We start from the raw sequence: 25405 nt of genomic DNA, 5'->3' as shown, positions 1-25405 counted from the left end.
GGAGCCAACTCTTCATGGGGATGAGATCGGTCTGGCTTCGGGATTGTTTTGCAAAAAAAGCCCCCAGTGAAGGGGGCAAGTCAAACTGTGGCAATGTTCTCGTTGGTTATTTCTGGTGTTAACGATAAATATCTGCACTGGCGTGCATATTTCCGTTACTACCGGGTTCCCTGGTGAGGATCACGTGGTAGTAGGTTGCGCCTTGCGCATCGGTCTCTTCATTCAGGGCCTGAGTGGCTTCACTTTCAGTGGCGAAGTTATGATTTATGTAAATGACGCCTAAGCTCTGCACATCATCCATGTTCCTGGCCTGATGGTTATCAATTTTGATGGCTGCCGTTGCATTTGCACTGAGCAAAAGCACAGCCAGAAGGGTCAAAACACGGGCTCGCATATGTACCTCCTCGACTGCGGTCTCTGGTTGCCTCTCTCCTGTGAGTGATTAACTTCTGATGTAATTTTAACCGCTACCAGCGTAGTCGATAGCGACCATTTCTGATGCAGTTGTTCAAAAAATTACCGCATAGCCATCTTTTCTTTAATTAACAGTCTGCTGGTGTATACCGCTGCGGTGAAAAAATACCTGCCTTTCGCGCATAAGCTCTTACTAAATAGTCAATTTAATCGGGTGAGTACGCCGTTTATAGTGAGCCGGATAATTAATATAACTTTATGATAATAAGGCAAAAACTTATGGATACTTCATTCATGGATTTCAGCTATTTCGTGGTTATGTTTATGGTCGCGCTGGTGGCTGGCTTTATTAACGTGGTGTCGGGTGGTGGTGGATTTCTCTCTATTGGCGCACTCTTAATTTCTGGTTTACCCCCGGCTAATGCGCTGGCAACCAATAAAATTCAGGCTCTGGGTAGCTCGCTGACCTCCGGAATTTACTTTTTACGCCGAGGACATATCAACGTGCAGGAGCACAAGTATGTGTTTTTATCTGCCTTTATCGGTTCTGCGCTGGGAACGACGCTTATCCAGTTCATTGAACCGGAACTGCTGAAGAAACTGCTCCCAATCCTGATTATCGCAGTCGCCATTTACTTTATTTTTGCGCCAAACCTTAGCGAACCGAAAAGAAAGCAGCAGGTATCCCTGTTTCTCTTCTCGTTGATCGGTGGGGGATGTATTGGTTTTTATGATGGCTTTCTCGGGGCTGGGGCAGGTTCCTTTTATACCCTCAGCTATATTCTGCTGTGGGGATACAGTATTGATAAAGCGCAAATCCACTCGAATTTTATTAACCTGGCGTCGAACATCGCCTCAATTTTGTTCTTCATTTTCGGCGGTAAAATGATCTGGTCGCTGGGTTTGGTGATGTTTGCAGGGCAATCCCTTGGCGCACGTCTTGGTGCGACAGTCGTACTGACGCGCGGTAAGAAAGTCATCCGACCCATGATTGTCATTGTCTCCATTTGTATCAGCATCAAAATGCTGCTGGATATGTATTAATGGCAACATGATAAATAATCGTACAAGCACCTTGAGTTTACCTGCTGACCCCAGTATTATGACGCGTCATTTTTCAGCCGACCTTTAACACGTTCCTTGCCTCCATGGGCCTCGGCTGACCCAGACAGGAGGCTGAATAATCCGTAAGGAGCAATTCGATGCGTCATTACGAAATCGTTTTTATGGTCCATCCTGACCAGAGCGAACAGGTTCCGGGTATGATCGAACGCTACACTGCTGCCATCACTGGTGCAGAAGGCACGATCCACCGTCTGGAAGACTGGGGCCGCCGTCAGCTGGCTTACCCGATCAACAAACTGCACAAAGCTCACTACGTTCTGATGAACGTTGAAGCGCCGCAGGAAGTGATCGATGAGCTGGAAACTACCTTCCGCTTCAACGATGCCGTTATCCGCAGCATGGTTATGCGTACTAAACACGCTGTTACCGAAGCATCTCCGATGGTTAAAGCGAAAGACGAGCGTCGTGAACGTCGCGATGATTTCGCTAACGAAACCGCAGATGATGCTGAAGCTGGGGATTCTGAAGAGTAATTTCTGATGACCAACCGTCTGGCGTTGTCCGGCAATGTGTGCAGGGCCCCCCTTCGAAAGGTCAGTCCATCAGGAATTCCTCATTGCCAGTTCGTGCTTGAGCATCGTTCTGTGCAGGAGGAAGCCGGGTTTCACCGGCAGGCGTGGTGCCAAATGCCCGTTATTATTAGCGGACACGAAAACCAGGCCATTACTCACAGTATAACGGTCGGTAGCGCAGTGACCGTTCAGGGGTTCATCTCTTGCCACAAGGCAAAGAACGGCCTGAGCAAAATGGTTCTGCATGCCGAGCAGATTGAATTGATAGATTCTGGAGACTAGCCATATGGCACGTTATTTCCGTCGTCGCAAGTTCTGCCGTTTCACCGCGGAAGGCGTTCAAGAGATCGACTATAAAGATATCGCTACGCTGAAAAACTACATCACCGAAAGCGGTAAGATTGTCCCAAGCCGTATCACCGGTACCCGTGCAAAATACCAGCGTCAGCTGGCTCGCGCTATCAAACGCGCTCGCTACCTGTCCCTGCTGCCGTATACTGATCGTCATCAGTAATCGGTCACGGTCCATTAATACGACTTTGAGAGGATAAGGTAATGCAAGTTATTCTGCTTGATAAAGTAGCAAACCTGGGTAGCCTGGGTGATCAGGTTAACGTTAAAGCGGGCTATGCTCGTAACTTCCTGGTACCACAGGGTAAAGCTGTTCCTGCTACCAAGAAAAACGTTGAATTTTTCGAAGCGCGTCGCGCTGAGCTGGAAGCTAAACTGGCTGACGTTCTGTCCGCTGCTGAAGCTCGTGCTGAGAAAATCAACGCACTGGAAACCGTAACCATCGCGTCTAAAGCTGGCGACGAAGGTAAACTGTTCGGTTCCATCGGTACTCGCGACATCGCTGACGCTGTAACTGCAGCTGGCGTTGAAGTGGCTAAGAGCGAAGTTCGTCTGCCGAACGGCGTTCTGCGTACCACTGGCGAGCACGAAGTGAGCTTCCAGGTTCACAGCGAAGTGTTTGCTAAGCTGACTGTAAACGTAGTTGCAGAATAAGTTTTTATTCTGATGACCGCGTAAAAGCGCCGGCCCTGTGCCGGCGTTTTGCTTTTCTGTTCCCCCGCTTTTCTCTCTGGCTATTCTTTATCCTTTTCGGGATAATCACAAAAATAAAACATTATTTCAAAGTGGTGATGGAATGGAACCAACGCACCAACCTCTGTTTGCGCGTAAAAATATTGTCTACCTGAGCGCGGCGTTCTGCTGCCTGCTGTGGGGGAGCGCCTATCCGGCGATCAAAAGCGGATATGAGATCTTCCAGATTGCCACGGATGACATTCCCTCAAAGATTGTCTTTGCCGGATATCGCTTTCTGTTTGCGGGATTATTGCTGCTACTGCTGGCGGTAGCGCAGCGTAAACCGATTGGCCGGTTAAGCCCGCGTCAGTACGGCCAACTCACGCTGTTGGGGCTAACGCAAACCTCGCTGCAATACATCTTCTTCTACATTGGCCTGGCGTTCACGACGGGAGTGAAAGGGTCCATCATGAATGCGACCGGGACCTTCTTCAGCGTGCTGCTGGCCCATTTTATCTACCATAACGACAAACTGAGCTACAACAAAGCGCTGGGCTGTATTCTGGGCTTTACCGGTGTAATGGTGGTGAACTTTAGCAGCGGAATGGATTTTAGCTTCAGCCTGTTAGGCGACGGCTCAGTAGTGATGGCAGCCTTTATTCTCTCTGCTGCCACGCTATATGGAAAACGTATTTCTCAGACGGTGGACCCGACGGTAATGACAGGGTACCAGTTGGGCGGTGGCGGCCTGGCGTTGGTTATCGGCGGCTACGCTTTTGGCGGCACGCTAACCGTACACGGTGCGTCTTCGGTGGCGATTCTCGGCTACCTGACGTTACTCTCTTCGGTCGCTTTCGCCTTGTGGAGTATTCTGCTCAAGCATAATCGCGTGGGGATGATTGCGCCGTTTAACTTCCTGATCCCGGTTTCGGGTGCAGTGCTGTCGGCAATATTCCTCGGTGAAAACATTCTCGAATGGAAATATGCGGTAGCGCTGGTGCTGGTGTGTTCGGGGATCTGGTGGGTGAACAAGGTGAAACGCTGACGTTTCACCTTGATGCCTGATGCCTGATGGCGTTATCGCTTATCAGGCCTGGAATCGCGGGGTCACAGCGCTTAACGGGCGCGAATAAAACTGCCGTTAGGCTGGCGGGTAAACAGGACCTGCTGGCCATTTCCGGTATCAATGGTTAATCCTGTCACTACGCCATTGGCATTCTGCCTGATCTGCACCATCTGTCCGTCTTTCAGATTGCTCAGCGGTTTTCCGGCGCCTTCAACCTGTGCCATCGCATACACATCGGTTGGCGGGAGGTTATGGTCACGGAATACCTGCGCCAGCGTTTTACCTGAGTCTACGCGGTAGGAGCGCCACTGCTGGTCAATTCCGCTATCCTGTTGGAAAGGTTGTGTCTGCGGCTGAGATTGCTGGACCTGAGGCTGCGCATCAGGTTCGCCTTCCTGGATTGGCTCTGGCGCAACCGGAGCGACCTGGCCGGGATCATTTTGCGGCGGGACAAGCTGTGCCTGCAACTGAGCCTCGGTCGGTGGCTGCGATTGTGACTGTAAATCCAGCTGGGCAGTACGCGTCACCACAGGGGTATCGCTGGTGTCACTGGAAGGGAGCAGGAAACCTATCACCAACACAATAGCAGCAATAATAATGCCGCGGCGGTGCATAGGCGGTAGCGGGTCCATAATGCGAAAATTGTCCGGTGCATGCCAGATTTTCGCCAGGGTTGGTTTTAATTCAAAGCGCCCGGGCATGGCTTTCCTCCTGCTCCGCGTCTCGTTCCTCGATCATAGAGTATAGATGGCTAACGCTATGATGTTCGTCATATTACCCGCTTTCGTGACGTCAACGCGGGATATTCCTATTGTTTATGTTTCCTCGCGATTTGTCATCTGTTCCCGAGACAAAGTTTTACCGGATGCGGCATGGCTGATATGCTGCCCGCTACTTTACATCCGATGAAAGGAAATATGATGGCTAACCCGACTTTTGACACTATCGAAGCGCAAGCAAGCTACGGCATTGGTTTGCAGGTAGGACAACAGCTGAGCGAATCCGGACTGGAAGGACTGTTGCCTGAAGCGCTGGTAGCGGGTATCGCTGACGCGCTGGAAGGTAAGCACCCGGCAGTGCCGGTTGATGTTGTGCATCGCGCACTGCGTGAAATCCACGAACGTGCTGATGCAGTTCGTCGCGAGCGTTTCCAGGCTATGGCGGCTGATGGCGTCAAATATCTGGAAGAAAACCGTGAGAAAGACGGTGTGAACAGCACTGAATCCGGTTTGCAGTTCCGTGTTCTGACCCAGGGTGAAGGTGCTATTCCGGCACGTACTGACCGCGTTCGCGTGCACTACACCGGTAAGCTGATCGACGGTACCGTATTTGACAGCTCTGTCGCACGTGGCGAACCGGCTGAATTCCCGGTTAACGGCGTAATCCCAGGCTGGATTGAAGCGCTGACCCTGATGCCGGTAGGTTCCAAATGGGAACTGACTATTCCTCAGGAACTGGCTTACGGCGAGCGTGGCGCTGGCGCGTCCATTCCTCCGTTCAGCACGCTGGTATTCGAAGTTGAGCTGCTTGAGATCCTGTAAGCAGTGACTTCTGTTCCCCCCGAGGCCGGGGGGAGCAAAAAAATAGCGTGAAAAGCTATAGTTACGTCGTTGTCGATATTTTATCTTGCAAATGCCCCATCAGCGTGTATTTTTGTGAGCTGATTCGCGCTATCAGAGTGATATGACACTCACTTTAAACATTAAATTAACATTATATCTAAATCTTAGTATTCATCCCGCCAATTCTTACCTAATATCGATGAGTCCTGATAACAGGATCGTCGTATCATAGACACACTAAAGGCCGTAGAGCCTGAACAACACAGACAGGTACAGGAAGAAAAAACATGGTAGATCAGGTAAAAGTCGACACCGCTGAAGAGGCGTCGTCTGAACAGTCGCTACGGCGCAATCTCACAAACCGTCATATTCAACTTATTGCTATTGGTGGCGCTATCGGTACTGGCCTGTTTATGGGCTCCGGTAAAACCATCAGTCTCGCCGGACCGTCGATCATCTTTGTGTATATGATCATCGGTTTTATGCTGTTTTTCGTGATGCGTGCAATGGGTGAATTGCTGCTCTCGAATCTGGAGTACAAATCGTTTAGTGATTTTGCCTCTGACCTGCTCGGGCCATGGGCCGGGTATTTTACCGGTTGGACCTACTGGTTTTGCTGGGTCGTTACCGGGATGGCAGACGTTGTCGCCATTACCGCGTATGCGCAATTCTGGTTCCCCGAACTCTCAGACTGGGTCGCCTCGCTGGCGGTGATCGTGCTACTGCTGAGCCTTAACCTCGCCACCGTAAAAATGTTCGGTGAGATGGAGTTTTGGTTCGCGATGATCAAAATCGTTGCCATTATCGGCCTGATTGTCGTCGGTCTGGTGATGGTGCTGACGCACTTCCAGTCGCCAACCGGCGTTCAGGCATCGTTCACGCACTTGTGGAATGACGGTGGCTGGTTCCCGAAAGGTCTGAGCGGCTTCTTTGCCGGCTTCCAGATAGCGGTGTTCGCATTTGTGGGTATTGAGCTGGTGGGTACGACCGCAGCGGAAACCAAGGACCCGGAGAAATCTCTGCCGCGCGCCATTAACTCGATTCCAATCCGTATCATCATGTTCTACGTGTTCGCGCTGATCGTGATTATGTCCGTTACGCCGTGGAGCTCGGTAGTGCCAACCAAGAGCCCATTCGTTGAACTGTTTGTGCTGGTTGGTCTGCCTGCTGCGGCGAGCCTGATCAACTTTGTTGTACTGACTTCAGCTGCCTCTTCTGCAAACAGCGGCGTGTTCTCTACCAGCCGTATGCTGTTCGGTCTGGCGCAGGAAGGCGTTGCGCCTAAAGCGTTTGCCAAACTCTCAAAACGCGCAGTTCCGGCGAAGGGTTTAACCTTCTCCTGTATCTGTCTGCTGGGCGGCGTGGTGATGCTGTACGTGAACCCGAGCGTGATTGGCGCCTTCACCATGATCACCACTGTATCGGCGATTCTGTTCATGTTCGTCTGGACCATCATTCTTTGCTCGTACCTGGTGTACCGCAAGCAGCGTCCTCACCTGCATGAAAAATCAATCTACAAGATGCCGTTAGGCAAGCTGATGTGCTGGGTATGTATGGCGTTTTTCGTCTTCGTACTGGTACTGCTGACGCTGGAAGATGATACCCGTCAGGCGCTGATCGTGACGCCGCTGTGGTTCATCGCGCTGGGTCTGGGCTGGTTGTTTATCGGTAAGAAACGTATGGCAGGCGTGCGTTAATCGCTAAGACGTGAGATGTAGGCCGGATAAGGCGTTTACGCCGCATCCGGCACTATGCTGGCGGGATTGCCTGATGCGGCTTCGCCTTATCAGGCCTACGTTCGAGGTCGTTGTAGGCCCGGTAAGCGCTAGCGCTACCGGGCTTTTTTATTCACCTGCGAGGGCACGCGGGAACAACACATTGTTTTCCAGGCTGATGTGTTCCATCAGGTCGTCGATCATCTCGTTAATGCCGTTATACATGGCTTTCCAGGTGGTGCAGGCCTCTGGTGGCGGCGTTACGTTATGGGTGATGTGTTTGATCACTTCTACTAGTTCACCCGCATCGTCATGTTCGCTTTCCATCACGCTGATTGGCCCCATCGCCTGGCTACCCATGCCCTGTTTGATCATCGGGAACAGGATCTGTTCTTCTTTCATCATGTGGCTGGACAGCTCTTCATGCAGCATGGTCAGGTTTTTCGCCAGACCGCGCGGTACGTTCGGTTTGTCTGCGTGAACGCGTTCAACTTTAGTGGCCTGCAGGATCAGCTCCGGCAGCTGTTCGCGGTGTCTGTCGTGATAACGCACGATGATATGGTCGATGATTTCAGCCAGAGCCACGGTACGCCAGTCTTTCTCCAGCGGCTGTTCAGCCAGCTGCGCGAGCTGCGCCTCAATAACGTCTAAATCCAGCTCTTTACGCGCGGCAGCGCGTGCCAGCGTTTGCTTACCGCCGCAGCAGTAATCCATATCGTATTTACGAAACAGGGCCGAAGCGCGAGGAATAGAGAGCGCCAGTTCACCTAAAGGTTGATCGCGATAAGACATTGCCGTTACCTCATTCTCAATAATATAAGGTGCATTTTAAATGCAACTTATTGCGAAGGATATAACCCTTTCGGGGTGGGGTATTTTGTGATGGACGTCACGAAAATTTCTTATCTCGTTAAGATGCTGAATCTTATTGGAAAGGAGAGGTACGGAGAAAAAAGCCGCACGACAGGATTAAATAAGCGCACGCCGCTGCCGATAGTTAGACCTCAGACAATACCTGCATAATAAAAGGCTACAGATGTTCAAACGAATCAAAGTGATAACCTTACTTATCACCGTGCTACTCGCGCTGGGCGCAATGCAGCTCATCTCCGCGGGCGTCTTTATTGGTGCACTCAATAACGATAAACAGAACTTTAACGTGTCTCAACTTTCCAGCCAGAACGTGGCCGAGTTTACCGATGCGTGGATTAGCCTGAACCAGGCTCGCGTCACGCTCAACCGGGGCATGCTGCGTTTACAGGGAACGATGGCCAGCGATATTAACGGCGGTCAGCTGCAGGAGCTGGTGAACACGGCAAATCGCCTGTTGGCCGAATCGAAAGAGCATTACGATAAATACTACGCTCTGCCGGAAACGCCGGGGCTGGATGAGCATCTGGCCGATCGACTGGAAGAGCAGTACGGCATCTATTCTGCGACGCTGGCAAAAATGAACGCGCTGCTGGCTGAAGGAAAGCTGGAAGAGATGTTTAAGCAGAATGCCGAGCAAAAGCAAACGGCCATGCAGGAAGTTTATCGGCAATGGCGTAGCGCGCAAACGGCGCTGGCCACTGCCGGAGTGCAGGACAATGAGAGTGATTACCAGAAGATAATCTGGCTGCTGTCCGCGGTGATGCTGATTGTCGTCACCGTGATTATCGCCAGTTGGCTGGCGATGCAGCGAGTGCTGCTCAAGCCGCTCCACGAGGTGATGGGACATATTCGCCACATTGCCGCAGGCGATTTGACGCACCCCATCAGCGCCGACGGCAGTAATGAAATGGCGCTGCTGGCAAGCAACGTCCGTGACATGCAGCAGGCGCTGGCGAATACGGTCAGCGTGGTGCGTGACGGGGCTGATACCATCTATACCGGCGCGGGTGAAATCGCCGCAGGCAGTAACGATCTCTCTTCACGTACCGAGCAGCAGGCTGCCTCTCTGGAAGAGACCGCAGCCAGCATGGAACAACTTACCGCAACCGTGAGACAGAACGCAGATAACGCGCGTCAGGCGACCAGTCTGGCAAAAAATGCTTCACAGACGGCGCAAAAAGGCGGAACCGTGGTTGATGGCGTGGTGCGTACGATGGATGAAATCGCCACCAGTTCCAGCAAAATCGCGCAAATAACCAATGTTATTGACGGCATTGCCTTCCAGACCAACATCCTGGCGTTGAACGCTGCGGTGGAAGCGGCGCGGGCGGGCGAGCAGGGGCGCGGGTTTGCCGTGGTCGCTGGCGAGGTTCGGACGCTGGCGCAGCGTAGCGCTCAGGCGGCGAAGGAGATCAAAGCGCTGATTGATGACTCAGGGAATCGGGTCAATGCCGGTACGGCGCTGGTGCATGAAGCGGGAGAAACGATGGCGGAAATAGTTAGCGCCGTGACCCGCGTGACCGACATCATGGGGGAGATTGCCTCAGCTTCTGATGAACAAAGTCGGGGTATCGATCAGGTAGGCCTGGCGGTTGCCGAAATGGATCGCGTCACGCAGCAAAACGCCTCGCTGGTAGAAGAGTCCGCTTCCGCCGCTGCCGCGCTTGAAGAGCAGGCCGCGCGGTTGAACCAGACGGTAGCGGTGTTTAAAGTGTCGCGCCGGATGGCGGCGTAAACGCCTGATCCGGCCTACATGATATCGTACAGTCCTTGTAGGCCGGATAAGCAGCGCCATCCGGCATATTATGATTGTGAAACCACCACGACGCTCGGTTTCTGCGGCTTGGCTCTGACGGCTATCACCACCCCAACCATCAGCAGTGCTATTCCGCTTACCGTCAGCAGAGGTGGAAATTCCTCGCGCAGAATAAAGGTGTACAACAGGCCAGCCAGCGTTTCGAAGACAATCAGCGGGCCGAGGATCACCGTCGGTAATTTTTGGCTGGCGACGTTCCAGCACAGTGCGCCAACCCACGAACACAATACCGCAATGGCTATCATCAGGCCGATAAACACACCCGGACGCGGACCGAAGGGCAGAGCGAAGTCCGGCGTTTGCCCGTTCAGCCACAGGCAGGCGGCAATATAACCGAGCAGAGAAACGGGCAACGTTACCAAAGCCTGGGCCGTCGCCCACATCATCGGGTGCTTATCCGGATTCTCGCGCAGCCAGCGGGCGTTACGCAGCGCATACCACGCCCAGCACACCACCGAAACAAGCGCCAGCACGATACCTGAGCCATAACGCCAGCCACTAAAGTCTGGTAACCCCTGATTCAGCTCCGAGATATTCACGCACAGCAGTCCTATACCAATCAATACCAGCGCAGGCGACAGACGCCACCATGATAATTTGCCGTCACGCTGGCTGTAGAGTAGGTTAGCGAAGACTGGGATCACCACCGGTAATGTACCAATAATCATTGTGGAGACCGGTGCGCCGGTGCGCTGGATGGCGCTTGCCAGGCAAACGTAATAAATCAGATTCCCCATCATTGTTAGCGTCAGCGCAGTTACCCAGTCTTTCCGCACGAGTTGACGCAGGCGCGCACGTCCCAGCCAGGCAATCGGCAATGCGATCAGCCCCAGCGCCAGATAACGCCCCATCGACTGCAATACCGCCGGGTATTCCGGTACGATCAGCGGTCCAACAAAAATTAATCCCCACATCAGCCCGGCCAACAGGGCATACAACACACCGCTAATCATTTTGGACATCCACATCGTTTAACAATAAGTCGAGTGTAGGCAGGAAAAATGCCGCCGTATTGTATGAGATTGCTGATCAACGCCGGACGACTTGTTTCTGATAACGTACCGGCGTAATGCCGTAGCGATGGGTAAACGCGCGGGTGAGATGCGACTGGTCGGTGAGGCCGGTTGCGGCGGCGACCTCTGCGGCGGGCATACCGTAAGTGAGAAAACCTTTGGCTCGCCACAGCCGGATCGCCATCAGCATCTGGTGCGGCGTGACGTGGAAATGAGACTTAAATTGGCGCTGAAAATGCCAGGGACTCAGCGATGCAACCCGCGCCAGCTCGTCGAGCGTGACCGGATGCATATAATTATCATGCAGATACTCGCGTACCCGTTCAAAGCGATGCGCCCCCTCCGGCAATACCGGCGCATGGCGGGCCAGCGGCTGGAACGTGTCGATCAGATCGAGTAGGAGTCCTTTTTGCGCCAGCGGATCCTCCGTGTTCCACAGGCCGTGGATCAGCGAGCAGATCTGGCGCGAGCGCAGCGGATCGTGACGCGTTACGTCATGAAACCACCAGTGGCGGATCCCGGTGACCTCTTCCAGAAGGTCGGGTTCAAGGTAAATCATCCGATAGCGCCAGCCGTCGGCGGTTTCGGCTTCGCCGGTATGCAGCTCATCGGGATTCATGGTGACGACGGAATGGGCGGGGGCAACATACTGCGTGCCGCGATAACGAAAACGTTCGGCTCCGGCTTCTATCGCGCCAATGCCAAACGCTTCATGGGTGTGTGGCTCGAAAGCGTAACGCGAGATGTGTGCATGATACAGCTCAACGCCCGGCACCTGCGCCAGATGGCGAAAGCGGGCGCTGTCTTTCTCATCAATAAACTGCTCAGGTACACCTTGCACGTTTTCTCTCCCCACGCATCATCCTGTCATTATCAGAGAGGATGCGCGGGGATGCCACCACAATTAACTAATTTTTAACACTTACACGATGCCTTTGACACTGTCAGCCAACGAGGTTGTCGGGCGACCAATCAGTTTGCTCAGCGTATGGCTGTCGTCGAACAGACCACCTTTGGAGGCGCCAGTGTCTGAGTCAGCCAGCATGTCCGCCAGCCCGGCAGGCAGGCCTACACCTTTTAGCGCGGCGGCAAAATCTGCTTCGCTCAGGTTCTGATACACCACTTTTTTACCGCTCTGTTTTGCCAGCTCGGCAGCCAACTGGCTCAGGGTCCAGCCTGCGTCGCCCGCCAGTTCATAAGTTTTACCGGCGTGACCGTCTTCACTGATGACGCGCGCGGCGGCAGCGGCATAGTCGGCGCGGGTCGCTGAGGCAATTTTGCCTTCACCTGCAGCCCCGATAAACACGCCATGTTCCAGTGCAGCCGGTGCGCTGGCGAGATAGTTTTCGGTATACCAGCCGTTACGCAGCAGCGCGTAGGCGATACCGGATTCAGCCAGCATCTTCTCAGTTGCCACATGCTCATCAGCCAGCCCCAGCGGGGAGGTGTCGGCGTGCAGCAGGCTGGTGTAGGCGATGAATTTCACGTGCGCGGCTTTCGCTGCGTTAATCACGTTACGATGCTGCGGGGCACGTTGTCCCACTTCGCTGGAGGAGATCAGCAGTAGCTTGTCGATACCCTGTAAGGCAGTTGTAAAGGCGGCTTCATCGCTGTAATCCGCCTGACGAACGGTAATGCCCTGCTGGCTAAGCGCCGTCGCTTTAGCGGGATTACGCGCAATTGCCACAATCTGGCTGGCAGGAACGGTTTTCAGCAGAGATTCAATAACGTGTTGGCCCAGTTGGCCGGTGGCGCCAGTAATTGCGATCATGGGGTGACTCCTTGGTATTGGTCTTGTGTTTAATCACGCTAACACCTAAACTTACTTTTAGTAAGTACGCACAAAAAGGTTAGTATAAAAATGACAGCTTCGACGCTTTCCCAGCAATTACGCGATGGCAACCTGTTTGCCGAACAGTGTCCCTCCCGTGAGGTGTTAAAACACGTCACCAGCCGCTGGGGCGTGTTGATTCTGGTGGCGCTGCGCGACGGTACGCACCGTTTCAGTGATTTGCGCCGTAAGATGGGCGGGGTCAGTGAAAAGATGCTGGCGCAATCCCTGCAAGCGTTAGAGCATGACGGGTTTATCAATCGGGTGTCGTATCCGGTGGTACCGCCGCACGTGGAGTATAGCCTGACGCCGTTGGGTGAGCAGGTGAGCGATAAAGTCGCCGCGCTGGCGGACTGGATAGAACTGAATTTGCCGCAGGTTTTAGCGCAGCGGGACGAACGGGCTGCGTAGTTTTGTAGGCCGGATAAGACGCTATTGCGCCGCATCCGGCACGAAAATTACTTACTTAAATCCAGCTGATAAATAGCGAAACCGATGTCATCGGTCGCGACTTTCTTCAGCGGATACTGGCCTTTCTCTTTAATAAATGCCGCGGCTTTATCAGACGGTGATGTTTCAAAGCGAATATCCAGTGGTGTGTCGCTATGAATTGGCGCCAGACGCCAGTTGTTATCTGCCGCCGGGTGAATTTCACCGCCACGCTTCGTCTCAGCACCAATCCATGCGGCCAGCACCGAGCGGTTTTCATCTGGTGACGCAAACGCGATGTGGCTGTCTCCGGTTCCGGCAAACTTACCGCCGTAGGCGCGGTAGTTGTTGGTCGCGACGAGGAAGGTGGCATTCGGATCGATTGGTTTGCCGTTAAAGGTCAGATTTTTAATACGTTCCGCTTTCGGGTTAATGGTCTGACATTCACCGTCGTAGCGGGCGGGTTGTGAAACATCAATCTGATAATTCACGCCGTCAATCACGTCGAAATTATAGGTACGGAAGCCATCCCAGTTAATCAACGACTGTGGTTTGCTGCTGTGGATATCAATCTGATTGAACTGCCCGGCGGAACATTCCAGCCACTCTTTCACCTCTTTACCGCTGGCTTTCACCACCACCAGAGTGTTGGGATAGAGATACAAATCAGCGGCGTTACGGAAGGTTAACTGACCTTTTTCGACTTCTACGAAGCTTGCCGGATCGTTCTTGCGTCCACCGACCTTAAACGGCGCGGCGGCGGAAAGTACCGGCAGTTTTGCCAGATCCGGATCGCCCTGAATAAAGTGTTCCACATAGGCTTTCTGCGCGTTGTTCACCACCTGTACGGTCGGGTCATCCTGTACCAGCGCCAGATAGCTGTACATGTTGTCGGCGGATTTACCGATCGGTTTGCTGACAAACTCACGCGTGGCGTCGTGATCGGCTTTCAGGATCTCAACGATTTTTTTGTCTTCTGCTGCCAGTGATTTTTTGGCTGCGGCGTCATAGATCGGGCGCGCCTCGGCTTTCGCCTGAGTGACCTGCCATTTACCGCTGTCGTTAGTCAACACTAAATCCACCACGCCCAGGTGATCGCCCCACATACCCGGCATCACCGCAGGAACCCCATTCAGCGTACCTTTTGTGATATCTGCGCCTTTAATATTGGCAAAGTCTTTACCCGGGAAGACGGCGTGAGCGTGACCAAACATAATGGCATCGACGCCCGGTACTTCGCTGAGGTAATAAACGGAGTTTTCCGCCATCGTTTGATATGGGTCGGCAGAAAGCCCGGAGTGAGCAACCACCACCACGACATCGGCGCCTTTTTCCCGCATTTCCGGAACGTATTTGCGTGCAGTTTCCGTAATGTCGTTCACCGTGACTTTGCCGCTGAGGTTGGCTTTATCCCAGGTCATAATCTGCGGTGGAACAAAGCCGATATAGCCAATCTTCAGCGTCTGCTTGTTCCCTTCCTTGTCGACCACCTCAGTGTCTTTGATCAAGTAAGGCGTAAACAGCGGCTTTTTGGTCTTCACGTCGATGATATTGGCGTTAACGTAAGGGAATTTCGCCCCGGCCAGCGCGTTGTGCAGATACTCCAGACCGTAGTTGAATTCATGGTTGCCGAGGTTACCCACCGCGTAATCCAGGGTATTCAGCGCCTTATATACCGGGTGAGTTTCGCCCGCTTTCAGCCCCTTGGCCGCCATGTAATCCCCGAGCGGGCTGCCCTGAATCAGATCGCCATTATCAACCAGCACGCTGTTTTTGACTTCACCACGCGCAGCGTTGATCAGACTTGCCGTACGTACCAGACCAAATTTTTCAGTCGGTGTATCTTTGTAATAATCGAAATCCATCATATTGCTATGCAAATCAGTGGTTTCCATTATACGCAGATCGACGGTCGCGGCATTGACGCTGGCTGCAATCAGCGTTGCCAGAAGCGTTGCACTAAACTTAATCATCAGGGGCATCCTTTTAAGATCTAAGCCACAAAAGAAAATGTATATAAATCTTCTTGCTTACAGAACTGTGAATCATGACATGAATATAGCGTTTAAAACCGCAGACGCTATCACAGTTGGCGGATCCCCTGACGATCGGGTATAAGTAAAACAACGAGTTAACACCACTGACAGAAACGAGGTGGAGAATGCTAGAACATGTATGCCAGCTTGCACGGAACGCGGGCGATGCCATTATGCAGGTCTACGATGGAATCAAACCGATGGAGATTACCAGCAAGCAGGATGATTCTCCGGTCACGGCGGCAGATATCGCCGCACATACGGTGATCCTCGAAGGATTACTGGCGCTGACGCCGGATATTCCGGTTCTGTCTGAAGAGGCGCCTCCTGGCTGGGATGTTCGCCAGCATTGGCAGCGCTACTGGCTGGTGGACCCGCTGGACGGGACCAAAGAGTTCATTAAGCGTAACGGTGAATTTACCGTCAATATTGCGCTGATCGAGAAAGGAAAGCCGGTTCTGGGCGTGGTTTACGCGCCGGTAATGAAAGTGATGTACAGCGCAGCAGAAGGTAAAGCGTGGAAAGAAGAGTGCGGCGTACGCAAACAAATTCAGGTTCGTGACGCGCGTCCGCCGCTGGTGGTCATTAGCCGCTCGCATGCCGACAATGAGTTAAAAGAATATCTGCAACAGTTGGGTGAGCACCAGACCACGTCGATTGGCTCATCGCTGAAGTTCTGCCTGGTGGCGGAAGGGCACGCACAGCTGTATCCGCGTTTTGGGCCAACCAACGTGTGGGACACCGCCGCTGGCCATGCCGTTGCAGCCGCAGCCGGAGCGCACGTTCACGACTGGCAGGGGAAACCTCTGGATTACACCCCACGTGAATCGTTCCTCAACCCCGGCTTCCGCGTCTCTATTTACTGAGTAATTTGTGCAGCAGGGCAATTACCTGCTGCACCTCTTCCTGCGTTAATGCGCCATCTTTTGCCCACTGCACGCGTCCGTCCTTGTCGAGTACGGCGATAGCGGAGCTCTCTTCATCCAGTTGCCAGGCTTTACGCGCAATGCCATTGCTGTCGACAATGAATTGCGACCACGGGTAGAGCTTCTTATTGCTCTCCAGACTGCTGCGCACAAACATACCGGAGCCGGGAATGGCGTCATCCGTGTTGACAATAGTGGTGGTCTGGTATTTGTCGTGCGGCAGGTTGGCGGCTTTGATTGCCTCGATCAGCGTCGCATTTTTCTCTTTGGCGGAGGTGCGTCCGGCAATGTGTTGCACAATTCGCACTTTGCCTGGCAACTGCGCGCTATTCCAGCTTTTGTAGCTAAACTTATCGTTATCAAGAATCAGTTCGCCACGATCGGCGATCCCCACCGGCGGTACGCGCTGGTCAGTCTCAAACTTATGTGCGGAGGCAATCATCGGCAGTAGCAGGCACGACAGCGCCAGCAGTTTTCGTAAGGTCATAGGTTTTCCTTCTTTCTTTTATTTTGCAGGTGATCCGACCACTTGGGTCTGGAATTTAATCATATGTGCGAATGATGCTTTTTCCCGCAAGCGCGATGCCAGTTTGCGGACGGGCGCACAAATCCTGCGAAAAATGAAGGCTTATACTGAAGACAGCGAAGCGTTGAAAAGATAATTCTGAATAATTGTAACTTGAAGGTAAATAAACTTATACACGCTGGAAACATCAACGAGATAGTCTATAGTCATAGGGCATTAAAATTTGCGCCTGAGGATTGTCGGACCGATTGTGGTACCGCAAAGGCGTAATGCTCAGCAGGAGACAACAATGAAAATTTTCCAACGATACAACCCGCTGCAGGTGGCGAAGTACGTGAAGATCCTGTTTCGTGGACGGTTATATATCAAGGATGTAGGCGCTTTTGAATTTGATAAGGGTAAGATTCTTATCCCAAAAGTGAAGGACAAGCTGCATTTTTCCGTGATGTCCGAAGTTAACCGTCAGGTCTTGCGTCTGCAAACTGAGATGGCTTGATCAAAGTGCTATGCAGTAGTTAAAAAAACGGCTCCTGATGGGAGCCGTTGATGTTTCTGTAAGGCGTTAAGACGCCTTGGCCTCTTCTTTTGCATCTGGCAGTTTTGGTACCAGAACGGTAGGTTTACTGTCCAGACGCGTCACCAGCAGCTGATCGATCTTGTAGTTATCGATATCCACCACTTCAAATTTGTAACCTGAATACTTCACCGAGTCGGTGCGTTTCGGGATTTTACGCAGCATGAACATCATAAAGCCGCCGATGGTTTCATAGTTGCCGGACTGCGGGAACTCGTCGATATCCAGCACGCGCATTACGTCATCAATCGGTGTACCGCCGTCGACTAACCATGAGTTTTCATCACGTGCCACAATCTGCTCTTCCAGACCCTGGCCTACCAGATCGCCCATCAGCGTCGTCATAACGTCGTTGAGGGTGATAATCCCCACCACCAGCGCGTACTCGTTCATGATGACGGCAAAGTCTTCGCCTGCGGTCTTGAAGCTTTCCAGCGCTTCAGAGAGCGTCAGCGTGTCCGGGACGATCAGCGTATTGCGGATCTGTACGCCGCTGTTCAGCGCCATGCTTTGGTTCGCCAGTACGCGGTTGAGGAGATCCTTTGAATCAACATAACCAATGATGTGGTCGATATCTTCGTTACACACCAGGAATTTGGAGTGCGGATGTTCCGCCACCTTGTTCTTCAGGCTTTGCTCATCTTCATGGAGATCGAACCAGATAATATTCTCGCGCGAGGTCATTGAAGACGGGACGGTACGGGATTCCAGTTCGAATACATTTTCAATCAGCTCATGCTCCTGCTTGCGCAGAACACCCGCCAGCGCACCCGCTTCGACCACGGCGTAAATGTCGTCCGAGGTGATGTCGTCTTTACGCACCATTGGGATCTTAAACAGACGGAAAATGTTGTTTGCCAGACCGTTAAAGAACCACACCAGCGGGCGGAAGACCAGCAGGCAGAAGCGCATCGGGTTGATGATACGCAAAGCCACAGCTTCTGGCGCAATCATACCGATGCGTTTCGGGGTTAAATCCGCGAACAGGATGAACAGGCCAGTAACCAGCGAGAACGACAGAATAAAGCTTAACTGTTCGGACAGCTCTGGAGCGAAGTACTTCGAGAAAAGGCTGTAAAACGCCGGAGAGAATGCTGCATCACCGACGATACCGCCGAGAATGGCGACCGCGTTAAGGCCAATTTGCACGACGGTAAAAAACATGCCGGGGTTTTCCTGCATCTTCAAAACACGTTGTGCGTTTACGTTGCCTTCATCGGCAAGCAGTTTAAGTTTTATTTTGCGTGATGCAGCAAGCGAGATCTCAGATATCGAGAAAAACGCACTCACGGCGATCAGGCAGAGAATGACTAAAATACTGTTTAACATATCTTATCCGACCGTTCGGGTCAGATCCTCGGAAGGGAGAAGTTGATACTCGTCGTCTTTCAAGCTGCAGGTGCGTTAGCTGCACTCATTCACCCCAGTCACATAGTTCTCTATGCTCCTGGGGATTCACGAGTTTGCCGCCTGCCTGCAACTCGAAATCCTTAGAGTATAAATCCAATGGAATATTCATTGAAAACCGGCTCGTGGAAGTGAGCCGGTAAATTCAGAAGCTAGTATAGCGTAAGGTACTGTAAAGTCGCCAGAGGGGGAAATTATCCTTGTGGGGGCAGGCAAACACCAATACCACCAATGCCACAATATCCGTAAGGATTTTTGTGCAGATACTGCTGGTGATCGTCCTCGGCATAATAGAACGGGGTTGCCGTAGTGATTTCCGTGGTAATGGTGCGCTCGTCGCCTGCGGCGGTCATTGCTGCCTGAAAACGTTCAAGGCTGGCCTGTGCGGCGGCGGTTTGTTCCGGCGTTAACGGGTAAATGGCGGAGCGATACTGCGTGCCCTGGTCGTTCCCCTGACGCATGCCTTGAGCCGGGTCGTGATTTTCCCAGAACACCTGCAGCAGTTGTTCGTAGCTGATAACATGCGGGTCATAGACGATGCGTACCGCTTCGGCATGCCCGGTATCGCCAGAACACACTTCACGATAGGTTGGGTTTGGGGTGTAGCCGCCGGTGTACCCGGCCGCTGTGCTGTAGACCCCTGGCAATGACCAAAATAAACGCTCAACGCCCCAGAAACATCCCATGGCGAAATAAGCTATCTCCATACCGTCGGGCACGTTGGTCATCGAATGTTGGTTAACCGCATGCAGCGTTGCCACTGGCATCGGGGTGTTGCGTCCAGGTAGCGCATCTGCTTGAGTAACAAGATGCTTTCTATCAAATAAACTCATGGCCGTTCTCCCGAAATCAGTCATTTGGGTTAAGGTTGTAACGAGACGCGTCTTTGCCCACAATAAACGGCGTGAATACGTCTAGAGTTAAACATAAGAAATATTTGGGTTGTCGTCTGTTTTTCAACTCTTATTGTTGATTTTTTGTTAAGCCGAGGAACGGCATAGTATTTTTTTCCAGGGGTGGGAAAAAAGGATATTCAGGAGAAAATGTGCCACATATCCGTCAGTTATGTTGGGTGGGATTACTGTGCTTAAGTGGCTCCGCCGCCGCCGCGAATGTTCGCTTACAGGTCGAAGGATTATCAGGACCGCTGGAGAAAAACGTCCGTGCGCAGCTGTCCACGATTCAAAGTGATGAAGTCACTCCAGACCGACGCTTTCGTGCGCGCGTTGATGATGCCATCCGCGAAGGGCTAAAAGCGCTGGGCTACTTTGAGCCGACCATCGATTTTGAGCTGCGTCCACCGCCGGCAAAAGGCCGCCAGGTGCTGATTGCCAAAGTGATCCCCGGCGAGCCGGTGCTGATTGGTGGCACTGAGGTGATTTTGCGCGGTGGCGCGCGTACGGATAAAGATTATCTGGATCTGCTGAAAACACGCCCGGCAATCGGCACCGTGCTGAATCAGGGGGACTATGACAACTTCAAAAAGTCACTCACCAGCGTGGCGCTGCGTAAAGGTTATTTCGACAGTGAATTTAATAAAAGCCAGCTCGGGATAGCGCTTGAGCGCCGCCAGGCGTTCTGGGATATCGATTACAACAGCGGCGAACGCTATCGCTTTGGGCATGTCACCTTTGAAGGCTCGCAAATTCGCGATGAGTATCTGCAAAATCTGGTGCCCTTTAAAGAAGGTGAAGAGTACGAGTCGAAAGATCTGGGCGAACTGAACCGTCGTCTGTCGGCGACCGGATGGTTTAATTCCGTGGTCGTCGCACCGGAGTTTGATAAAGCCCGCAAAACCAAGGTGCTGCCCCTGAAAGGCGTGGTCTCACCGCGAACCGAAAACACCATCGAAACCGGGGTCGGTTATTCAACTGACGTCGGGCCACGGGTGAAGACCTCGTGGAAAAAGCCGTGGATGAACTCCTACGGTCACAGCTTGACGACCAGCGCCAGTATCTCGGCGCCAGAGCAGGTGCTTGATTTCAGCTATAAAATGCCGCTGTTAAAGAACCCGCTGGAGCAGTATTACCTGGTACAGGGCGGCTTTAAGCGTACCGATTTAAACGACACCGAGCAGGATTCCACAACGCTTGCGGTTTCCCGTTACTGGGACCTCTCCAGCGGCTGGCAGCGCGCGATTAACCTGCGCTGGAGCCTCGACCACTTTACCCAGGGTAATGTCACCAACACCACTATGCTGCTCTATCCAGGCGTGATGATCAGCCGGACGCGTTCACGCGGCGGCCTGATGCCTGTCTGGGGCGATTCCCAGCGCTACTCTATTGATTACTCGAACACGGCCTGGGGTTCAGATGTTGATTTCTCCGTTTTCCAGGCGCAAAACGTCTGGATCCGCACGCTGTACGACAGGCATCGCTTTGTGATGCGCGGTAATCTCGGCTGGATTGAAACCGGAGACTTCGACAAAGTGCCGCCGGACCTGCGTTTCTTTGCCGGGGGCGATCGCAGTATTCGCGGCTACAAATACAAATCTATTTCGCCGGAAGGCAGCGACGGCAAGCTGAAAGGGGCCTCCAAGCTGGCAACTGGCTCGCTGGAATACCAGTACAACGTGACTGGTAAATGGTGGGGAGCGATGTTTGTCGATAGCGGCGAAGCGGTCAGCGATATTCGCCGAAGCGATTTCAAAACCGGTGCCGGGGTCGGCGTACGCTGGCAATCGCCGGTTGGACCTATCAAGCTCGACTTTGCCGTCCCGGTCGGCGACAAAGATGAACATGGTTTACAGTTTTACATCGGTCTGGGGCCTGAATTATGAGTTTATGGAAGAAGATAAGCCTCGGCGTGCTGGTTTTTATCCTGATGTTGTTAGGCACGGTGGCGTTCCTCGTCGGTACCACCTCGGGCCTGCATCTGATCTTCAAAGCCGCTAATCGTTGGGTTCCGGGTCTGGAAATTGGTCAGGTCACCGGGGGCTGGCGGGATCTATCACTGAAAAATATTCGCTACGACCAGCCTGGCGTGGCGGTGAATGCTGGTGAAGTGCATTTGGCCGTGGGGCTTAACTGTCTGTGGGACAGCAGCCTGTGCGTCAACGATCTGGCGCTGAAAAACATCAACGTGGCGATCGACAGCAAAAAAATGCCGCCCTCAGCGCCGGTTGAGGAAGAAGAGAGCGGTCCGCTTAATCTTTCCACGCCTTACCCCATCACGCTTTCGCGCGTGGCGCTGAACAACATCAATATCAAAATCGATGACACCACGGTTTCGGTGCTGGATTTTACCTCTGGCCTGAACTGGCAGGAAAAAACGCTGACGTTGAAGCCAACGTCATTACAGGGGCTGCTGATTGCTCTGCCTAAAGTGGCGGAAGTGGCACAGGAAGAGGTTGTCGAACCGAAGATTCAAAACCCACAGCCGGATGAAAAGCCGCTCGGGGAAACGCTAAAAGATCTGTTCTCAAAGCCGGTACTGCCGGAAATGACCGATGTCCATCTGCCGCTCAATCTCAATATTGAAGAGTTTCGCGGCGAGCAGCTGCGCGTGACCGGGGATACGGATTTAACAGTACATAGTATGCTGCTGAAAGTGAGCAGCATTGACGGCAACATGAAGCTCGACGCGCTGGATATCGACTCGAATCAGGGAACGGTAAAAGCCAGCGGTACGGCGCAGCTCACCAACACATGGCCGGTGGATATTACCCTCAACAGCACGCTGAACGTCGATCCATTAAAAGGCGAAAAGGTGAAGCTGAAGGTTGGCGGCGCGCTGCGCGAACAGCTGGAAGTCGGCGTCAATCTGTCTGGTCCGGTGGATATGGACCTGCGTGCGCAGACGCGTCTGGCGGAAGCCGGATTGCCGCTCAACATTGAGGTGGTGAGTAAGCAGGTTTACTGGCCGTTTACCGGTGAGAAACAGTTCCAGGCCGATGACATCAAGCTCAAACTGACCGGCAAGATGACCGACTATACGCTGTCGATGCGTACCGCCGTGAAAGGTCAGGATATTCCTCCAGCTACTATCACGCTGGACGCCAAAGGCAACGAGCAGCAGATCAATCTCGACAAACTCAGCGTTGCGGCGCTGGAAGGGAAAACCGAGCTGAAAGCGCTGGTGGACTGGCAGCAGGCGATCAGCTGGCGCGGGGAGCTAACGCTGGATGGTATCAATACCGCGAAAGCGATCCCGGACTGGCCGTCAAAACTGAATGGCCTGGTGAAAACGCGCGGCAGTCTGTACGGCGGAAGCTGGCAGATGGAGGTTCCGGAGCTGAAGCTGACCGGCAACGTGAAGCAGAACAAGGTCAATGTGAACGGTTCGCTGAAGGGGAACAGTTACCTGCAGTGGACGATTCCGGGCCTGCATCTGGAGCTGGGACGCAACAGTGCGGACGTAAAAGGCGAGCTGGGGGTTAAAGACCTCAACCTCGACGCGACGATTGATGCCCCAAGCCTGGATAACGCGCTGCCGGGGCTGGGCGGTACGGCGAAAGGGCTGGTAAAAGTTCGCGGTACGGTTGAAGCACCACAGCTGCTGGCGGATATTACCGCCCGTGGTCTGCGCTGGCAGGAACTTTCCGTTGCTCAGGTGCGCGTCGAAGGCGATGTGAAATCGGCCGAGCAAATCGCCGGTAATCTCAACGTTCGCGTAGAGCGAATTGTACAACCTGACGTGAATATTGGTCTGGTAACGCTCAACGCCAAAGGCAGTGAAAAGCAGCATGAACTGCAGTTACGTATTCAGGGTGAGCCGGTTTCCGGGCAACTGGATCTTGCCGGGAGCTTTGATCGCAAAGAACAGCGCTGGAAAGGGGAGTTAAGCAATACCCGCTTCCAGACGCCGGTCGGTCCGTGGTCGCTCAACCGGGCTATCGCGCTGGATTATCGTAATCAGGAACAGAAAATTAGTATCGGGCCACACTGCTGGAACAACCCGAATGCGGAGCTGTGCGTACCACAAACCATTGATGCCGGTGCAGAAGGTCGCGCGGTGGTGAATCTTAACCGCTTCGACCTGGCTATGCTAAAACCGTTTATGCCGGAGACAACCCAGGCCAGCGGAGTGTTCACCGGCAAAGCTGATGTGAGCTGGGACACTACCAAAGAGGGGCTGCCACAGGGGCAGGTCACCCTGAGCGGACGTAACGTCAAGGTCACGCAAAGCGTGAATGATGCCCCGCTCCCCGTGGCGTTTGAAACGCTGAATCTGACCGCCGACCTGCACAATAACCGTGCCGAGTTGGGCTGGCTGATTCGTCTGACCAACAACGGGCAGTTTGACGGACAGGTGCAGGTAACGGATCCGCAAGGGCGTCGTAATCTGGGCGGTAACGTCAATATTCGCAACTTCAATCTGGCGATGGTGAACCCCATCTTCTCGCGCGGTGAAAAAGCGGCAGGGATGATCAACGCCAACCTGCGGCTGGGCGGCGATGTGCAAAGCCCGCAGTTGCTCGGACAGCTGCAACTGAGTGGTCTGGATATCGACGGTAACTTCATGCCGTTTGACATGCAGCCAAGCCAGTTAGCCGTTAACTTCACCGGAACACGCTCAACGCTGGCGGGCGTGGTGCGTACGCAGCAGGGCGAAATTAACCTGAGCGGCGATGCCGACTGGAGTCAGATAGACAACTGGCGGGCGCGTGTCGCGGCTAAAGGCAGCAGGGTACGTATTACCGTACCGCCGATGGTCCGCCTCGACGTATCGCCGGACGTGGTCTTTGAAGCCACGCCGAGCCTGTTTACTCTCGATGGCAACGTGGATGTGCCGTGGGCGCGTATCGTGGTACATGACCTGCCGGAAAGCGCGGTTGGGGTTTCCAGCGATATGGTTATGCTTAACAACAATCTGCAGCCGGAGAAACCGCAGACCGCCGGTATTCCGATCAACAGCAACCTGAACATCCACGTCGGTAACAACGTGCGTCTTGACGCCTTTGGTCTGAAAGCGCGTCTGACGGGCGATCTGAAAGTGGTGCAGGATAAGCAAGGTCTGGGGCTTAACGGGCAAATTAATATCCCGAGCGGTCGCTTCCACGCCTATGGTCAGGATCTGATTGTGCGTAAGGGCGAGCTGTTGTTCTCCGGTCCGCCGGATCAGCCGTTGCTCAACATCGAAGCGATTCGTAACCCAGATGCCACCGAAGACGACGTGATCGCTGGCGTTCGCGTCACCGGTACCGCCGATGAACCGAAGGCGGAGATCTTCTCCGACCCGGCAATGTCGCAGCAAATGGCGCTTTCCTACCTGCTACGTGGACAAGGGCTGGATAGCGAACAGAGCGATAGCGCAGCGATGACTTCAATGCTTATTGGTCTGGGGGTTGCACAAAGTGGTCAGGTTGTGGGTAAAATCGGGGAGACATTTGGCGTAAGCAATCTGGCACTGGACACGCAAGGGGTGGGCGACTCATCTCAGGTGGTTGTCAGCGGATACGTACTGCCAGGTCTGCAGGTGAAATATGGTGTGGGTATATTTGACTCCTTAGCGACACTCACGCTACGTTATCGTCTGATGCCTAAGCTATATCTGGAAGCAGTGTCTGGCGTAGATCAGGCACTTGATTTGCTCTATCAGTTCGAGTTTTAGCA

General features: G+C 53.3%; 24 protein-coding genes. 14 read left to right on the top strand and 10 right to left on the bottom strand.

Annotated features, from left to right (window positions below):
* Positions 1–118: 118 nt before the first annotated feature.
* The gene (gene yjfY / locus SK35_RS21775; protein WP_003025668.1) at positions 119–394 is read right to left on the bottom strand and encodes a DUF1471 family protein YjfY; all 276 of its coding nucleotides are present in this window, start codon (positions 392–394) and stop codon (positions 119–121) included.
* Between the two features lie 299 nt (positions 395–693).
* On the opposite strand from yjfY, the gene SK35_RS21770 reads away from it, so the two are divergent.
* The 6 genes from SK35_RS21770 (at position 694) to SK35_RS21745 (ending at position 4122) form a co-directional block, all read left to right on the top strand.
* Positions 694–1458 (top strand): TSUP family transporter, encoded by a 765-nt coding sequence (locus tag SK35_RS21770; RefSeq protein WP_003830447.1) that lies wholly within the window; start codon positions 694–696, stop codon positions 1456–1458.
* A 158-nt stretch (positions 1459–1616) separates the two neighbouring features.
* Positions 1617–2012 (top strand): 30S ribosomal protein S6, encoded by a 396-nt coding sequence (gene rpsF / locus SK35_RS21765; protein WP_003025672.1) that lies wholly within the window; start codon positions 1617–1619, stop codon positions 2010–2012.
* Positions 2013–2018: 6 nt separating this feature from the next.
* On the top strand, positions 2019–2333 hold the full coding sequence (priB, locus tag SK35_RS21760; protein WP_048215079.1) for a primosomal replication protein N: 315 nt from the start codon (positions 2019–2021) through the stop codon (positions 2331–2333).
* Between the two features lie 4 nt (positions 2334–2337).
* Positions 2338–2565: a 30S ribosomal protein S18 gene (gene rpsR, locus SK35_RS21755; protein ID WP_000135199.1), complete on the top strand. Its 228-nt coding sequence runs from the start codon at positions 2338–2340 to the stop codon at positions 2563–2565.
* 41 nt (positions 2566–2606) lie between these two features.
* Positions 2607–3056 (top strand): 50S ribosomal protein L9, encoded by a 450-nt coding sequence (rplI, locus tag SK35_RS21750; protein WP_003025676.1) that lies wholly within the window; start codon positions 2607–2609, stop codon positions 3054–3056.
* 142 nt (positions 3057–3198) lie between these two features.
* On the top strand, positions 3199–4122 hold the full coding sequence (locus SK35_RS21745) for a DMT family transporter (protein ID WP_048215078.1): 924 nt from the start codon (positions 3199–3201) through the stop codon (positions 4120–4122).
* Between the two features lie 71 nt (positions 4123–4193).
* Here the strand turns inward: SK35_RS21745 and SK35_RS21740 are convergent, their stop codons facing one another.
* Entirely contained in the window at positions 4194–4844 is a 651-nt protein-coding gene (locus tag SK35_RS21740) for a LysM-like peptidoglycan-binding domain-containing protein (protein ID WP_008786018.1), read from the bottom strand.
* A 219-nt stretch (positions 4845–5063) separates the two neighbouring features.
* On the opposite strand from SK35_RS21740, the gene fklB reads away from it, so the two are divergent.
* Positions 5064–5684, top strand: coding sequence for an FKBP-type peptidyl-prolyl cis-trans isomerase (gene fklB / locus SK35_RS21735; protein ID WP_032934269.1), 621 nt, complete (start codon positions 5064–5066; stop codon positions 5682–5684).
* 308 nt (positions 5685–5992) lie between these two features.
* Complete coding sequence (gene cycA, locus SK35_RS21730; RefSeq protein WP_008786019.1) at positions 5993–7402, top strand: D-serine/D-alanine/glycine transporter; 1410 nt, start codon at positions 5993–5995, stop codon at positions 7400–7402.
* Positions 7403–7549: 147 nt separating this feature from the next.
* Here the strand turns inward: cycA and ytfE are convergent, their stop codons facing one another.
* A complete protein-coding gene (gene ytfE / locus SK35_RS21725) occupies positions 7550–8212 on the bottom strand; it encodes an iron-sulfur cluster repair protein YtfE (RefSeq protein ID WP_003025690.1) in 663 nt (220 codons plus the stop codon).
* Positions 8213–8456: 244 nt separating this feature from the next.
* Between ytfE and SK35_RS21720 the strand changes: the two genes are divergently transcribed.
* Positions 8457–10028 (top strand): methyl-accepting chemotaxis protein, encoded by a 1572-nt coding sequence (locus SK35_RS21720; protein ID WP_048215077.1) that lies wholly within the window; start codon positions 8457–8459, stop codon positions 10026–10028.
* 68 nt (positions 10029–10096) lie between these two features.
* Here the strand turns inward: SK35_RS21720 and SK35_RS21715 are convergent, their stop codons facing one another.
* The 3 genes from SK35_RS21715 to SK35_RS21705 form a co-directional block, all read right to left on the bottom strand.
* A complete protein-coding gene (locus SK35_RS21715) occupies positions 10097–11062 on the bottom strand; it encodes a DMT family transporter (RefSeq protein WP_048215076.1) in 966 nt (321 codons plus the stop codon).
* 76 nt (positions 11063–11138) lie between these two features.
* The gene (locus SK35_RS21710) at positions 11139–11963 is read right to left on the bottom strand and encodes an AraC family transcriptional regulator (RefSeq protein WP_032944272.1); all 825 of its coding nucleotides are present in this window, start codon (positions 11961–11963) and stop codon (positions 11139–11141) included.
* A gap of 81 nt (positions 11964–12044) precedes the next feature.
* Positions 12045–12893 carry an SDR family oxidoreductase gene (locus SK35_RS21705; RefSeq protein ID WP_048215075.1) on the bottom strand — a complete coding sequence of 283 codons (849 nt, stop codon included), beginning with the start codon at positions 12891–12893 and terminating at the stop codon, positions 12045–12047.
* A 90-nt stretch (positions 12894–12983) separates the two neighbouring features.
* Here SK35_RS21705 and SK35_RS21700 point away from each other — a divergent pair, with 90 nt between their 5' ends.
* Positions 12984–13364 carry a winged helix-turn-helix transcriptional regulator gene (locus SK35_RS21700; protein ID WP_032934267.1) on the top strand — a complete coding sequence of 127 codons (381 nt, stop codon included), beginning with the start codon at positions 12984–12986 and terminating at the stop codon, positions 13362–13364.
* Positions 13365–13411: 47 nt separating this feature from the next.
* Here the strand turns inward: SK35_RS21700 and cpdB are convergent, their stop codons facing one another.
* Positions 13412–15355 (bottom strand): 2',3'-cyclic-nucleotide 2'-phosphodiesterase, encoded by a 1944-nt coding sequence (gene cpdB, locus SK35_RS21695; RefSeq protein WP_048215074.1) that lies wholly within the window; start codon positions 15353–15355, stop codon positions 13412–13414.
* Positions 15356–15543: 188 nt separating this feature from the next.
* Between cpdB and cysQ the strand changes: the two genes are divergently transcribed.
* Positions 15544–16284, top strand: a complete 741-nt coding sequence (cysQ, locus tag SK35_RS21690) for a 3'(2'),5'-bisphosphate nucleotidase CysQ (protein WP_008786026.1) — start codon at positions 15544–15546, stop codon at positions 16282–16284.
* Here cysQ and SK35_RS21685 read toward each other — a convergent pair.
* Positions 16274–16831, bottom strand: a complete 558-nt coding sequence (locus tag SK35_RS21685) for a YtfJ family protein (RefSeq protein ID WP_048215073.1) — start codon at positions 16829–16831, stop codon at positions 16274–16276. The two genes, cysQ and SK35_RS21685, sit on opposite strands and share 11 nt — an antisense overlap.
* Positions 16832–17159: 328 nt before the next feature.
* Between SK35_RS21685 and SK35_RS21680 the strand changes: the two genes are divergently transcribed.
* Positions 17160–17366 (top strand): DUF1107 domain-containing protein, encoded by a 207-nt coding sequence (locus tag SK35_RS21680; protein ID WP_003025710.1) that lies wholly within the window; start codon positions 17160–17162, stop codon positions 17364–17366.
* 66 nt (positions 17367–17432) lie between these two features.
* On the opposite strand, the gene SK35_RS21675 is transcribed toward SK35_RS21680, so the two are convergent.
* Both SK35_RS21675 and msrA read right to left on the bottom strand, forming a co-directional pair.
* Positions 17433–18773: a hemolysin family protein gene (locus tag SK35_RS21675; protein ID WP_003025713.1), complete on the bottom strand. Its 1341-nt coding sequence runs from the start codon at positions 18771–18773 to the stop codon at positions 17433–17435.
* A gap of 272 nt (positions 18774–19045) precedes the next feature.
* Entirely contained in the window at positions 19046–19684 is a 639-nt protein-coding gene (gene msrA, locus SK35_RS21670) for a peptide-methionine (S)-S-oxide reductase MsrA (RefSeq protein ID WP_003830412.1), read from the bottom strand.
* 212 nt (positions 19685–19896) lie between these two features.
* Between msrA and tamA the strand changes: the two genes are divergently transcribed.
* Positions 19897–21630, top strand: coding sequence for an autotransporter assembly complex protein TamA (tamA, locus tag SK35_RS21665; RefSeq protein ID WP_048215072.1), 1734 nt, complete (start codon positions 19897–19899; stop codon positions 21628–21630).
* Entirely contained in the window at positions 21627–25403 is a 3777-nt protein-coding gene (tamB, locus tag SK35_RS21660) for an autotransporter assembly complex protein TamB (RefSeq protein WP_048215071.1), read from the top strand. Before tamA ends, tamB begins: the two co-directional genes overlap by 4 nt.
* The last annotated feature ends 2 nt before the right edge of the window (positions 25404–25405 follow it).

Source organism: Citrobacter sp. MGH105 (assembly GCF_001037485.2).
GTDB classification, from domain to species: Bacteria; Pseudomonadota; Gammaproteobacteria; order Enterobacterales; family Enterobacteriaceae; genus Citrobacter; species Citrobacter portucalensis.
The sequence above is the reverse complement of the archived record's forward strand: the minus strand, read 5'-3'. Positions and strand labels throughout refer to the sequence as shown.

What these genes read in the sequence shown, in the direction of transcription:
- yjfY (WP_003025668.1), bottom strand. Translation starts at nt 394, where the DNA reads ATGCGAGCCCGTGTTTTGACCCTTCTGGCTGTGCTTTTGCTCAGTGCA.
- SK35_RS21770 (WP_003830447.1), top strand. Translation starts at nt 694, where the DNA reads ATGGATACTTCATTCATGGATTTCAGCTATTTCGTGGTTATGTTTATG.
- rpsF (WP_003025672.1), top strand. Translation starts at nt 1,617, where the DNA reads ATGCGTCATTACGAAATCGTTTTTATGGTCCATCCTGACCAGAGCGAA.
- priB (WP_048215079.1), top strand. Translation starts at nt 2,019, where the DNA reads ATGACCAACCGTCTGGCGTTGTCCGGCAATGTGTGCAGGGCCCCCCTT.
- rpsR (WP_000135199.1), top strand. Translation starts at nt 2,338, where the DNA reads ATGGCACGTTATTTCCGTCGTCGCAAGTTCTGCCGTTTCACCGCGGAA.
- rplI (WP_003025676.1), top strand. Translation starts at nt 2,607, where the DNA reads ATGCAAGTTATTCTGCTTGATAAAGTAGCAAACCTGGGTAGCCTGGGT.
- SK35_RS21745 (WP_048215078.1), top strand. Translation starts at nt 3,199, where the DNA reads ATGGAACCAACGCACCAACCTCTGTTTGCGCGTAAAAATATTGTCTAC.
- SK35_RS21740 (WP_008786018.1), bottom strand. Translation starts at nt 4,844, where the DNA reads ATGCCCGGGCGCTTTGAATTAAAACCAACCCTGGCGAAAATCTGGCAT.
- fklB (WP_032934269.1), top strand. Translation starts at nt 5,064, where the DNA reads ATGGCTAACCCGACTTTTGACACTATCGAAGCGCAAGCAAGCTACGGC.
- cycA (WP_008786019.1), top strand. Translation starts at nt 5,993, where the DNA reads ATGGTAGATCAGGTAAAAGTCGACACCGCTGAAGAGGCGTCGTCTGAA.
- ytfE (WP_003025690.1), bottom strand. Translation starts at nt 8,212, where the DNA reads ATGTCTTATCGCGATCAACCTTTAGGTGAACTGGCGCTCTCTATTCCT.
- SK35_RS21720 (WP_048215077.1), top strand. Translation starts at nt 8,457, where the DNA reads ATGTTCAAACGAATCAAAGTGATAACCTTACTTATCACCGTGCTACTC.
- SK35_RS21715 (WP_048215076.1), bottom strand. Translation starts at nt 11,062, where the DNA reads ATGATTAGCGGTGTGTTGTATGCCCTGTTGGCCGGGCTGATGTGGGGA.
- SK35_RS21705 (WP_048215075.1), bottom strand. Translation starts at nt 12,893, where the DNA reads ATGATCGCAATTACTGGCGCCACCGGCCAACTGGGCCAACACGTTATT.
- SK35_RS21700 (WP_032934267.1), top strand. Translation starts at nt 12,984, where the DNA reads ATGACAGCTTCGACGCTTTCCCAGCAATTACGCGATGGCAACCTGTTT.
- cpdB (WP_048215074.1), bottom strand. Translation starts at nt 15,355, where the DNA reads ATGATTAAGTTTAGTGCAACGCTTCTGGCAACGCTGATTGCAGCCAGC.
- cysQ (WP_008786026.1), top strand. Translation starts at nt 15,544, where the DNA reads ATGCTAGAACATGTATGCCAGCTTGCACGGAACGCGGGCGATGCCATT.
- SK35_RS21685 (WP_048215073.1), bottom strand. Translation starts at nt 16,831, where the DNA reads ATGACCTTACGAAAACTGCTGGCGCTGTCGTGCCTGCTACTGCCGATG.
- SK35_RS21680 (WP_003025710.1), top strand. Translation starts at nt 17,160, where the DNA reads ATGAAAATTTTCCAACGATACAACCCGCTGCAGGTGGCGAAGTACGTG.
- SK35_RS21675 (WP_003025713.1), bottom strand. Translation starts at nt 18,773, where the DNA reads ATGTTAAACAGTATTTTAGTCATTCTCTGCCTGATCGCCGTGAGTGCG.
- msrA (WP_003830412.1), bottom strand. Translation starts at nt 19,684, where the DNA reads ATGAGTTTATTTGATAGAAAGCATCTTGTTACTCAAGCAGATGCGCTA.
- tamB (WP_048215071.1), top strand. Translation starts at nt 21,627, where the DNA reads ATGAGTTTATGGAAGAAGATAAGCCTCGGCGTGCTGGTTTTTATCCTG.